Below are 10,217 nucleotides of genomic sequence, written 5' to 3'. Positions count from 1 at the left end.
GTCCGGGGGAAGGGGAGAGGGAAGCCCTTTTCAAAGGGTTCCCTCTCCCCTTCCCCCGGCCGCCGGAGGCACCCCATGAGCGACGAGACGCCGCGTGTCGAGATGGAAACGGACATTGTATGCGTGGGCTTCGGCCCTGCCGCGGGCGGGTTTCTGACGACCCTGACGCGCGGGCTGATGAACGAGGACGGCACGTTCGCGGCCGAGTCCAAGGTCATGCCGGGCATGCCGCCCCAGGTCATCTGCTACGAGCGCGCCGACGACATCGGCTTCGGCGTGTCGGGCGTGGTCACCAAGGGCCGCGCCATCCGGGCCACGTTCCCGGACCTGGACCTGTCCCAGATTCCCATGGCCTGCGAGGTCAGGGAGGAGAAGGTCCTGTTCCTGACCGACCCGGTGGGCGCGAGCCGCAGGCCGGGCCTGTTCAAGCTGGCCGACAAGGTCCTGGGCGGGTTCATGAAGGACGGCGCGTACGAGCTGCCGTACATCCCCAAATTTCTGGAAAAACATCCGGGCATGCTGTTCTCCATCGGCCAGCTCAACCAGTGGGTGGGCGCGAATCTGATGGGCACGGGCATGGCCCAGATCTGGCCGTCCAGCCCGGTGGCCGAACCGCTCGTGGAGGGCACGGCCGTCAAGGGCGTGCGCATGGCCGACCAGGGCGTGGACAAGGACGGCACCCCGAACGCGGGCTACATGCCCGGCATGGACATGAAGGCCGCCCTGACCGTGGTGGCCGACGGCCCGGTGGGTCCGGTGGGCCAGAAACTCAACCGCAAGCTGGGCATGCCCGAGGGCAACCACCAGCGCGAGTGGGCCGTGGGCATGAAGTGCGTGGTCGACCTGCCCGAGGGCTGCGACTGGCAGCCGGGCACCGTGCTGCACACCATCGGCTACCCCGAGCCCGAGATTTTCGGCTTCCTGTACGTCTACCCCGGCAACGTCGCCTCTTTGGGCATCTTTGTGCCGTCCTGGTTCGACAACCCGGTGCGCACCGCCTACCGCTACATGCAGCACTGGATGTTCCATCCGTACCTGTGGAAGCGGCTCCAGGGCGGGACCCTGCGTTCCTGGGGGGCCAAGTCCCTGAACGAGTCGGGAAAGCACGGCGAGCCAATCCTGTGCGGCGACGGGTTCGCGCGCATCGGCGAGGGCTCCGGCTCGACCAACGTGCTCACCGGCTCGGGCGTGGACGAGGCCTGGGCCACGGGCGTGCAGCTCGGCGAGGCCGTGCTCGAACTGCTCAAGTCCGGGCGCGCCTTCACCAAGGAGAACCTGGAAAACACCTATGTTTCGCGCCGCCGCGCCTCCTGGGTCGAACAGGAGGCCGAGGTGGCCAAAAAGTCCCGCGACGGCTTCACCAAGTCCGTGGTCTCCGGCTTCCTCGGCATGGGCCTGACCGGCCTGACCAACGGCCTCCTGAACATGCCGGGCAAGGCGATCAAGCCCCAGGACCGCATCCCGTCCGTGGAGGACTATTACCGCGACGTCATCCCGGCGGGCGAGATCGCGGCCATCCGCGCCGAGTGCGCCAAGAAGGGCGCGAGCCTGCACGACGCGCTCATGGACCGCGCAGGCTGGCCCGAAATCCCCCTGGACGGCCAGCTGCTGGTCTCCCACCAGGATGCCCTGCTCATGGGCGGCAAGGTCCAGGCCAACCCCGGCTACGGAGACCACGTGCGCTTCGCGGACACGGCCCTGTGCGCCAAGTGTCGCGAACAGGTCTGCATCGAGGCCTGCTCGGGCCAGGCCATCTACACCAATCCCGAGGGCGGCGCGCCGCTGTTCGACCGCGAAAAATGCGTCCACTGCGGGGCGTGCATGTGGAACTGCAGCAAGTCCAACCCCGACGATCCCGAGAGGACCAACGTCAAGTTCATGGCCGGGTCCGGCGGGCTGCATTCAGTGGAGAATTAGGGTAAGACAGGATCGAATCGCCTGCGGCGAATTGACGGATGATTTCGCCTCCGGCGGCCAAGGGGTTATGACCCCTTGGAACCCCGTTGTCGCCTTCGGCGAAGTTGTTCATTAAAAGAAGAGAGCCGTACTCGCGCGGAAGCACCCCGCGAAGCGGCGACATAAAGTTTTGGAGATTCTTAAGAACCTTTTTCAAAAGGTTCTTAAGCCGTCGGAGACGCCCCCCGGCGAGGGGAAGGAGTCGAATCGCCTGCGGCGAATTGGACGGATGATTTCGCCTCCGGCGGCCAAAGGGCGAGCCCTTTGGAATCCCGTTGTCGCTTTCGGCGAAGTTGTTCATTAAAAGAAGAGAGCCGTACTCGCGCGGAAGCACCCCGCGAAGCGGCGACAAAAAGTTTTGGAGATTCTTAAGAACCTTTTTCAAAAGGTTCTTAAGCCGCCGGAGGCATCCCCGCGCAGCGGTGGCCGACGGCATCGAATGGACGGCATGAGAAATGCGATTGCCGCCGCTAATCAAGGAGAACATTGAATGGGTAGTGAATTCCACATCGTGGTCTGCGGCTCCATCGTTCCGGACCCGCTCCAGACCCTCGCGCCCCAGGACGGGCCTGCCGGGCCGTCCCTGAAGAACGAAATGATGCTTCCCGCCGTGCTCGACCCGTGGGCCGGGCACGCCCTGTTCGAGGCCGCGAACCTTGCGGCCAAGAATCCGGGCAGCCAGGTCTGGCTGGTCAGCCTCGGCCCCAAGGCCAAGCTGCAGCAGGTCATGATGTCCGTTTCCCAGAAGGCCCCCTTCCAGCTGGTCGTGGCCGACGGCTCGGCCTCCGGCTTCACCGACGCTTGCGAGACCGCCAAGGTTCTGGCCGGGGCCATCGAGGGCATCGGCGGCCTGGACAAGTCCAAGCTGCTGCTCTTCGGCGGCTGGCAGTCCGCTTCGCGCGGCTCCGGCGCGGTTATCCAGATGGTCGGCGAACTGCTCGGCGTGACCGAACAGTTCCAGGGCGTGGACCGGCTCACCGTGAACGGTGACGGTTCCCTGGAGGTGCTCGAGCGCGTGGAGGGCGGAGCTTACCAGAAGTCCGTGGTGGACGGCGCTCCGGCCGCGTTCGGCTGGGCCACGGGCGAACTGCCCGAGCCGCCGAACAACCCGCAGGTGGGCATGCAGAACATGCAGAAGAACATGCCCGCGCTGATGCAGGCCAAGCCCGCCGACCTGTCCGGCACGAGCCTGAAGTTCACCTCGGTGGAGCTGCCCCAGCAGCGCCGCGAGACCCGCATCGTCAAGGACATGCCGGTGGATGACATGGCCAAAGAAATCGTCGAATGGATCAAGGGCTAGGGGGTATCGCCATGACTGTTTTGTATCTTGCACACACCGAATGCGACAATTCCCTGCACAAATCCGCCCTTGAGGCGCTGACCGCCGCCAAGGCGCTGGCCGACGGCATGGGTTCCGACCTGGTGGTCGGGCTCATCGGCGCGGACGTGGCCGAGGCCGCCGGAACCATCGGCGGTTGCGGCGCGAAATTCTACGCGGTGTCCGGTCCCGAGTTCGCGGACGGACGCTATGCCTCCGACCTGGTGGCCGCCGAGGCCATCGCCAAGGCGTGCTCGCCCGAAGTGGTGGTGGCGCCGGCCACGTCCCGCTTCAGCCGGGCCCTGCCCGGCCTGGCCATCCGTCTGGGCGGCCGGGTGGACACCCACCTGTCCGGCCTGTCGGCCGAGGACGGCAAGCCCGTGGCCAAGCGCTGGTTCTACCGCCAGCGCATGGAGGGCACCCTGACCCGCGACGAGCGGCCCTGGGTGCTGACGCTCGATTCCGGCTGCGCCGAGCCCTTTGCGGGTGCGGGCGCGGCGGACGTGGATGCGTTGACCGTGGACGTGGCCTCGCGGACCAAGGTGGCGGGCATGGAGTGCGCCTCCGAGGACCAGCAGACCATCCGGCCGGACGCGGCCCTGCTCTTCGTGGCGGGCGCGGGCTGGACCAAGAAGCAGGCCGACGGGGCCACGCACGTGCCCGAGGCCGAGGAGACCATCCGCGTCTTCCTGGACGCCACCAAGTCGTCGCTCGGCTCGTCCAAGTCCCTGGTGGACATCTCGGGCGAGGGCGGCGCGGTCATCTCGTTTCTGACGCACATGCACCAGGTCGGGCAGACCGGCGCGACCCCGCGCCATCCCAAGGGATTGTCCACCTGCTGCCACGGCGAGGAACCGCACGTGGTCGGCTGGCGCTTCATCAAGGAGCGCAGGGCCATCAACCTGGACGCCGGTTGCGGCTGGGCCCAGGGCAAGTGCGACGTGCTCTACGTGGGCGACGCCTTCGCCATCATGAAGAAGGTCAACGAACTGCTCGGCTGATCCGGGCGAATAGATGATAGTGGAGGCCGCACCTGTTTCGGGTGCGGCCTTTTTTCCTGTGAACGCTTCGGAGGACCCTCGTGAATCCCAGATATATCGTTCTCATCCTGGCCGCGCTGTCAGTGGCCTTTTTCGTCTACCGGCAATTCGGGCAGGCCGAGCCCGAGGGTGTCACCGCCGTGAGCGCGGTTCAGGCCCAGGCCGACCTGGCCGCCGACCCGGACATCCGCGTCCTCGACATCCGCACCCCGGCCGAATACGCCGAAGGGCACATCCGGGGGGCGCTGAATCTCGACTTCCTGAGCGCGGATTTCGCCGAGCGGCTGGGGCGGCTCGACCGGGACGCGAAATATCTCGTCTATTGCCGGTCGGGCAACCGCAGCGCCCGGGCCATGAAGGTCTTCGGGCGGCTCGGCTTCAGCCGGGTCCTGCATATGTCGCGGGGCATACGGGACTGGCAGGGGCAGGGATTGCCGCTGGTCAAATAGCCCGGGCGGAAACCGCCGCCGTGCATACGGCGTCCAGGAGCTCCTCGGCGTCGAAGGGCTTGGTCACCACGCCGTTCATGCCCGCCACGAGGAATCGCTGGCGGTCCTCGTCGCCTGCGAAGGCGGTCAGGCCGATGATCGGGATATGGGCGTCGATGCCCTCGGCCGCGCCCGAGCGGATGATCTCCGTGACCTCCATGCCGTTGATGACCGGCATCTGCACGTCCATGAGCACCAGGTCGAAGCCGCCGCGCATCAGGGCGTCGATGGCGCGCTGGCCGTTGTCCACCACGGTGGTGTCGTGCCCGTGCTTCCGGAGCAGTTTCGAGGTGACCAGGGCGTTGACTTCCTCGTCCTCGGCCACGAGGATGTTCAGGCGCAGGCCTGCCTTCTCCTCGGCCGAGCAGGCGTCGGCCCGTTCCGGCCGGTGCAGCAGGGGCACGGTCAGGGTGAAGACCGAGCCTTCGCCCGGGCGGCTCTGGAGGTCGATGCTCCCGTCCATGATCTCGGCCAGCTTGCGGGAGATGGTCAATCCCAGCCCCGCGCCGCTGTAGCGCTTGGTCATGTACTCCTCGCCGAGCATGAAGCTCTCGAACACGGATTCCAGTTTGTTCTCGGGGATGCCCACGCCGGTGTCGGTCACCGCCACGCACAGGCTGACCCGGTCCGGCACGTCCGCGATCGGCTCGCAGTGCGCCGTGACCGTGACGGAGCCGTTTTCGGTGAATTTCACGGCGTTGTGCACCAGGTTGACGAGGATCTGGCGGAGTTTTTCCGCGTCGCCGTGGACCGTGGCCGGAAGCCCCTGGTCCAGGCTGCAACGCAGGCGAAGCCCCTTGGTTTCGGCCTGGGAAAGCAGGGGGTCGACGGCCGCATGGATGATGCCGGGCAGGTCGAAGTCCACGCGGTTCAGCCCGGTGCCCCCGGATTCGATGTGGGAAAGATCGAGCAGGGAGGAGAGCAGCCCGGACAGCTGGATGCTCGATTCCAGGCTCAGGGTCAGGTATTCCTTTTGTTCGTCCGTCAGCCCCTTGGTGCCGAGCAGCAGCTGGGTCATGCCCATGATGCCGTTCAGGGGCGTGCGCAGCTCGTGGCTCATGTTGGCCAGGAATTGGCTCTTGGCCCGGTCGGCCTGTCGGGCCTCGCGCATGGCCCGGACCAGGTCCGTTTTCATGCGCTTGCGCTGGATGATGTGCCAGACCCCTTCCATGATCAGGGAGAGCTGAACCGCGTCGGACTCGGTGTACTCCTCGTCCTTGTTGGCCACCCCGACCAGCATGCGGATGCGGTTCTTTTCCATGACCGGCACGTTCATGTGCCGGACGAGGGGCACGTGCCCCTCGGGGGTGCCCCGCCTGCCGGAGGATCTGGCGTAGTCGTTGGTGATGATCGTCCTGCGCTGCCGGACGGCGTCGGCCCACAGCCCGGCACCCTCGATCCTGAATATCCGGGACTTGTCGCGCACCGTGCATTCGCCCAGGTCCGGGACCGCCCAGGGGCGAAGGGACAGGATGGACTCGGATTCGTCCAGGAAGCCGATGTACCCCATGCGGCTGTCGGTCATGTACACGCTCTGGACCAGGGCGTAGTCGAGGATTTCCTCCTCGGTGCGGTCGATCATCCGCGAGAGGGTGTACAGGGTCTTGAACCGTTGTTCGTCCAGATCGGACTTCATCTCGCGCCGACGCCGCACGGTGATGTCCCGCAGGATGATCACGAACAGGGCGTCGCCGTCGAGTTCGAGCGCGTGGGAGCGGATTTCCACGGGCGTGGCCCGGCCCGGCCCGCACAGGGTGTGCTCGATGCGCCGGGAGCCGGTCTCGAACACGGGTTCCCCTTCGGCCAGGGCCGCGAAATTGGTGATGACCTCGCCGGGCGTCCGGTTCAGGAGCTCCTCGCGGGTCAGGCCGAGCAGGGCGCAGGCGGCCCGGTTGGCTTCGATGATGCGCGCTTCGCTCGGGTTGCCCCCCTCCGTCCGGCAGGCCAGGGCGGCTTCCGGTTCCTGCAGTGCGAGGATGTTGCGGAGGAGGTCGGCGTGGATCATGGCCGGGGTGTCTCCCCCAGGGTGCGGGCGATGAATTTGAGCAGCGGAACCTTGCGGATCGGCTTGGCCATGAAGTCCGAGCATCCGGCCTTCATGGAGCGCTGCCGGTCCTCGGCAAAGGCGTTGGCGGATACGGCCACGATGGGCACGGGGCGCAGACCGTGCTCCTTTTCGAAGTTGCGGATTTCACGGGTGGCGTCGAGCCCGTCCATGATCGGCATGAAGATGTCCATGAGCACCAGTTCGTAGGAGCCGTTTTTGAACCGGGCCACGGCCTCGCGGCCGTTCTCGGCGAAGTCCAGGGTGTAGCCGGAATCGGAGAAGTACAGGGAGAGGAGCATCTGGTTGCTCTCCGAGTCCTCGGCGATAAGGATGTGCACGGGCTTGTCCGTCCCGTCGTCCCTGGCGGGCTGCATGTCGTTCACTCTCGTCCCCCTGTTGTCCGGTTCCTGTCCTGTGTGGGCGTGCCTGCTCAGAAAGTCAACTGCATCCACCCGCTTTTGAGCATTTCGGTAAAGGGTTCGCCGACATAGAGTACGTTCGCGCCGAGACTTTCGAGCTTCCCGACCACACTGTAATTCTCGGCGCAGGCCCGGCAGGCCCAGACCTCCACGCCGTCGGCCATCATCTCCTCGAGCCGCGTGCGGATGTGCTCGTCCCGGGCCGCGAGGGCCGCCGAGGGCCCCCAGATGATCAGCCGGACCTGTTTCCACCAGCTCTTGTTCAGTGCGTTTTGCGCGTACATGAAGGCCAGGTTGTCGGCCACTTCGGGATCGGGGGAACTCCAGACGATGCACAGGGCGTCGCGTGCGGGCGTAGTATTCATTTTCAGGCCTGCGGGCGGCACGTTTCGTACCGGTTAAAAGTGTGATCATCGTATACATAGCCCAGTGTGGTTTTCTGGGCAAGTATTCAGCTGATGAATATTGGATATTTTGATGGGCGCATCGGCGAAACCGATTGGACCGCGTTCCGTAGGGCCGGGTATGCTGGGATCAAAACGGAGGTGCCCATGAAAACGGCCCTGTTGCTCATCGATCTGCAAAACGATTACTTTCCCGGCGGGCGCATGGAACTCGTCGGTTCCGAGGCCGCCTCGGCCCGTGCGGCGCAGGCCCTCAGGCTGTTCCGGAAGCGCGGCCTGCCCGTGTTCCACGTGCGCCACGAGGCGCTCAAGCAGGGCGCGACCTTTTTCCTGCCCGGCACGGCGGGGGCGGACATCCACGCCTCGGTCCCGCCCGTGGACGGCGAGCAGGTGGTTACCAAGCACTACCCCAACAGCTTCCGGGAGACGGACCTCCTCGACCGGCTGCGCGCGGCGGGCGCGACCCGCCTGGCCGTGGCCGGGATGATGACCCACATGTGCCTGGACGCCGGGGTGCGCGCGGCCGTGGACCTCGGCTTCGAGTGCGCGGTCCTGTCCGACGCGTCGGCCACCCGCGACCTGGAGTTCAACGGCCGGGTCATTCCCGCTGCCCAGGTGCACGGCGCGTTCCTGGCCGCCCTGCAGGCGGCCTACGGCCCGGTCATGACCGTGGATGAACTGCCGTCACGGTTCCTGGACTAGCAGCAGGCGGAATCGACCTTGCGCCCGGTGAGGCGGTGCAGCCAGACCGAGATGAGGTAGGAGGCGCAGCCCACGCCGGGCGTGACCGTGACCGCCCGGACCGGGCAGTTGGTCGCGCAGGCCCCGCATTCCATGCAGGCGTCCGGGTCGAGGATGACCGCCTTTTTCCCACGCAGTTCGAGGATGCGGTGGGGGCAGACCTCCACGCAGGCCCCGCAGCCGATGCAGGTGTCCGAGTTCAGGGCCAGGGTGGCCACGCCGTCCAGGTAGCGGAAATGTTTCATCGCGGGCTCCTTTAGTTGATGAACGGCGCGGCCAGCCACAGGACCAGGGCCGCGACCCCGGCCAGGGCCTGGAACGGGATGCCCCGGCGCATCTCCTTTTCCACGCCCGAGGGCGAGGTGAACGGAGTGGAGCCGGTGAAGTTCATGGCCAGGTAGGACGACACGGCCGTAACCCACAACAGGACGGCGGCCGGTTCGAGCCCCCCGCGCAGGGGCAGCAGCCATAGGGCGAGCAGCCCTGCCGTCGCGCCGGTCAGCGCGCCCTTGGGCCAGAACATGCGCCACGGCAGCTGGTCGAGCAGCAGGGGCACCGCGACGCAGCCCGCCAGCATGCCGAACACGGTGGCCAGCACGGCGGCGAGCCCCCGTTGCCATAGGGCGGACAGCGAAAAGATGTCAGGGCCGACGCCCGACAGCAGGAAGAGCGCGGGCAGGGCCCAGGCCAGCGGTTTCCAGAGCAGGAACAGTTCCACCGGGATGAGCACGGCCCGTTCCTTCAGAGGGAAGGCGACCATGCGCATGGCCTGGTCCGCGCGGTTGCCGCCCGCGAGAAATTCGGGCAGGTCCTCGGCCCGAACCGGTCCCCACGTCACCTTGAAGCCGCACGCCTTCCTGACCTCGCGTGCGGACACGCCCGTGGCCCCGAGCTGGGGCAGGATCAGTTCGCGGTGGGCCACCACCTGGTCGAGCTTCGCCCGGTCCACGCTGAAGATGATCTCGTCGGTGGAGAACAGTCCCTTGCCCGCCGCGCACCACACGTTGATGCCGCGCGTGTCCGCCACCAGCAACCAGGCGTCGACGCCCGGAAGCTCGCGGCGCACCGCGTCGAAGGTCAGCTTGTAGTTGGCCGTGACCAGGACCGGGGAGTCCGGGGTGGGGTCGCCCAGGCCGTACAGGCCGGGAACCACTTTGTAATTGCTGCGGATCGCCCCCAGCCTCGCCAGGGCCGTGCCCAGCCGGTCGGACGGCAGCATGTCCGTGCGCACGCGCGGGACCGGCCCGGCGGGCGTTTCCAGGAATCCGTCCACGAACGGCTCGATGGCGTATCCCGGCTTTTCAAAGACCCCGGCACGGGGGTCGGGCTTGGGTCCTCAACAGGGGGCGTCGCCATGCGACGCGTCGGGCGCGCAGGGAGCGGGGGCGCAGGCATTGGAAGGGCGGGCGTCAAGGGGCGCCATCAGGCCCAGGGGTTCGAGGCCGGATCCGTCGGCGGGCTTGCAGTCGAGGGGTTTCATGACGCCTCCGGGGTGATCGCCAGGAGCGCCCGGATGAGCGGGGCGAACCGGTTCACGGTCTCCCGGTCCACGCAGTAGCAGGTCCGGGGGCCTTCCACCTCGCCGCGCACCAGGCCGGATTCCTTGAGAATCTTGAGGTGCTGGCTGACCGTGGACTGGGCCAGGGGCAGCCCCTCGACCAGGTGCCCGCAGGTACAGCTATGTTCAGTCATCAACTGCCTGAGGATGCGGATGCGGGCGGGATGGGCCAGCCCCTTGCAGACGTTGGCCAGAAAGGCCTCGTCGTCGCTGTGCATGGGCGGGTTGAAGAACATGGCGTCTCCG

The 10,217-nt window shown here is 66.8% G+C and carries 12 protein-coding genes; 5 read left to right on the top strand and 7 right to left on the bottom strand.

Annotated elements, in window-relative coordinates:
* Positions 1-75: 75 nt before the first annotated feature.
* On the top strand, positions 76-1,917 hold the full coding sequence (locus AB6M95_RS11655; RefSeq protein WP_371386925.1) for a 4Fe-4S ferredoxin: 1,842 nt from the start codon (positions 76-78) through the stop codon (positions 1,915-1,917).
* Here the strand turns inward: AB6M95_RS11655 and AB6M95_RS11650 are convergent.
* Entirely contained in the window at positions 1,877-2,464 is a 588-nt protein-coding gene (locus AB6M95_RS11650; RefSeq protein ID WP_371386924.1) for a hypothetical protein, read from the bottom strand. The genes AB6M95_RS11655 and AB6M95_RS11650 overlap by 41 nt on opposite strands.
* Between AB6M95_RS11650 and AB6M95_RS11645 the strand changes: the two genes are divergently transcribed.
* From AB6M95_RS11645 to AB6M95_RS11635, 3 genes are all read left to right on the top strand, one after another.
* On the top strand, positions 2,447-3,256 hold the full coding sequence (locus AB6M95_RS11645; RefSeq protein ID WP_371386923.1) for an electron transfer flavoprotein subunit beta/FixA family protein: 810 nt from the start codon (positions 2,447-2,449) through the stop codon (positions 3,254-3,256). The genes AB6M95_RS11650 and AB6M95_RS11645 overlap by 18 nt on opposite strands.
* A gap of 11 nt (positions 3,257-3,267) precedes the next feature.
* A complete protein-coding gene (locus tag AB6M95_RS11640; RefSeq protein WP_371386922.1) occupies positions 3,268-4,275 on the top strand; it encodes an electron transfer flavoprotein subunit alpha/FixB family protein in 1,008 nt (335 codons plus the stop codon).
* 80 nt (positions 4,276-4,355) lie between these two features.
* Positions 4,356-4,763: a rhodanese-like domain-containing protein gene (locus AB6M95_RS11635; RefSeq protein ID WP_371386921.1), complete on the top strand. Its 408-nt coding sequence runs from the start codon at positions 4,356-4,358 to the stop codon at positions 4,761-4,763.
* Here AB6M95_RS11635 and AB6M95_RS11630 read toward each other — a convergent pair.
* Genes AB6M95_RS11630 through AB6M95_RS11620 form a run of 3 tightly spaced genes read right to left on the bottom strand, consistent with a single transcriptional unit; the run spans position 4,756 to position 7,633 of the window.
* Positions 4,756-6,807: an ATP-binding protein gene (locus AB6M95_RS11630; protein WP_371386920.1), complete on the bottom strand. Its 2,052-nt coding sequence runs from the start codon at positions 6,805-6,807 to the stop codon at positions 4,756-4,758. The genes AB6M95_RS11635 and AB6M95_RS11630 overlap by 8 nt on opposite strands.
* The gene (locus AB6M95_RS11625) at positions 6,804-7,223 is read right to left on the bottom strand and encodes a response regulator (protein WP_371386926.1); all 420 of its coding nucleotides are present in this window, start codon (positions 7,221-7,223) and stop codon (positions 6,804-6,806) included. Before AB6M95_RS11625 ends, AB6M95_RS11630 begins: the two co-directional genes overlap by 4 nt.
* A gap of 56 nt (positions 7,224-7,279) precedes the next feature.
* Positions 7,280-7,633 (bottom strand): DsrE family protein, encoded by a 354-nt coding sequence (locus AB6M95_RS11620; RefSeq protein ID WP_371386919.1) that lies wholly within the window; start codon positions 7,631-7,633, stop codon positions 7,280-7,282.
* Between the two features lie 186 nt (positions 7,634-7,819).
* Here AB6M95_RS11620 and AB6M95_RS11615 point away from each other — a divergent pair, with 186 nt between their 5' ends.
* Positions 7,820-8,374: a cysteine hydrolase family protein gene (locus tag AB6M95_RS11615; RefSeq protein ID WP_371386918.1), complete on the top strand. Its 555-nt coding sequence runs from the start codon at positions 7,820-7,822 to the stop codon at positions 8,372-8,374.
* Here the strand turns inward: AB6M95_RS11615 and hgcB are convergent.
* From hgcB to AB6M95_RS11600, 3 genes are read right to left on the bottom strand one after another with little or no spacing between them, the layout of a single operon-like run.
* Entirely contained in the window at positions 8,371-8,658 is a 288-nt protein-coding gene (gene hgcB / locus AB6M95_RS11610) for a mercury methylation ferredoxin HgcB (RefSeq protein ID WP_371386917.1), read from the bottom strand. The genes AB6M95_RS11615 and hgcB overlap by 4 nt on opposite strands.
* A gap of 11 nt (positions 8,659-8,669) precedes the next feature.
* Positions 8,670-9,893 (bottom strand): mercury methylation corrinoid protein HgcA, encoded by a 1,224-nt coding sequence (hgcA, locus tag AB6M95_RS11605; RefSeq protein WP_371386916.1) that lies wholly within the window; start codon positions 9,891-9,893, stop codon positions 8,670-8,672.
* Positions 9,890-10,207, bottom strand: coding sequence for an ArsR/SmtB family transcription factor (locus AB6M95_RS11600; protein WP_371386915.1), 318 nt, complete (start codon positions 10,205-10,207; stop codon positions 9,890-9,892). Before AB6M95_RS11600 ends, hgcA begins: the two co-directional genes overlap by 4 nt.
* Positions 10,208-10,217 lie beyond the last annotated feature (10 nt).

The organism is Pseudodesulfovibrio karagichevae (genome assembly GCF_041414475.1).
Classification (GTDB): Bacteria; Desulfobacterota; Desulfovibrionia; order Desulfovibrionales; family Desulfovibrionaceae; genus Pseudodesulfovibrio; species Pseudodesulfovibrio karagichevae.
The sequence above is the reverse complement of the archived record's forward strand: the minus strand, read 5'-3'. Positions and strand labels throughout refer to the sequence as shown.

Bases quoted from the DNA above. Each gene is read 5' to 3' on its own strand.
- AB6M95_RS11655 (WP_371386925.1), top strand. From the start codon at position 76: ATGAGCGACGAGACGCCGCGTGTCGAGATGGAAACGGACATTGTATGC.
- AB6M95_RS11645 (WP_371386923.1), top strand. From the start codon at position 2,447: ATGGGTAGTGAATTCCACATCGTGGTCTGCGGCTCCATCGTTCCGGAC.
- AB6M95_RS11640 (WP_371386922.1), top strand. From the start codon at position 3,268: ATGACTGTTTTGTATCTTGCACACACCGAATGCGACAATTCCCTGCAC.
- AB6M95_RS11630 (WP_371386920.1), bottom strand. From the start codon at position 6,807: ATGATCCACGCCGACCTCCTCCGCAACATCCTCGCACTGCAGGAACCG.
- AB6M95_RS11625 (WP_371386926.1), bottom strand. From the start codon at position 7,223: ATGCAGCCCGCCAGGGACGACGGGACGGACAAGCCCGTGCACATCCTT.
- AB6M95_RS11620 (WP_371386919.1), bottom strand. From the start codon at position 7,633: ATGAATACTACGCCCGCACGCGACGCCCTGTGCATCGTCTGGAGTTCC.
- AB6M95_RS11615 (WP_371386918.1), top strand. From the start codon at position 7,820: ATGAAAACGGCCCTGTTGCTCATCGATCTGCAAAACGATTACTTTCCC.
- hgcB (WP_371386917.1), bottom strand. From the start codon at position 8,658: ATGAAACATTTCCGCTACCTGGACGGCGTGGCCACCCTGGCCCTGAAC.
- AB6M95_RS11600 (WP_371386915.1), bottom strand. From the start codon at position 10,207: ATGTTCTTCAACCCGCCCATGCACAGCGACGACGAGGCCTTTCTGGCC.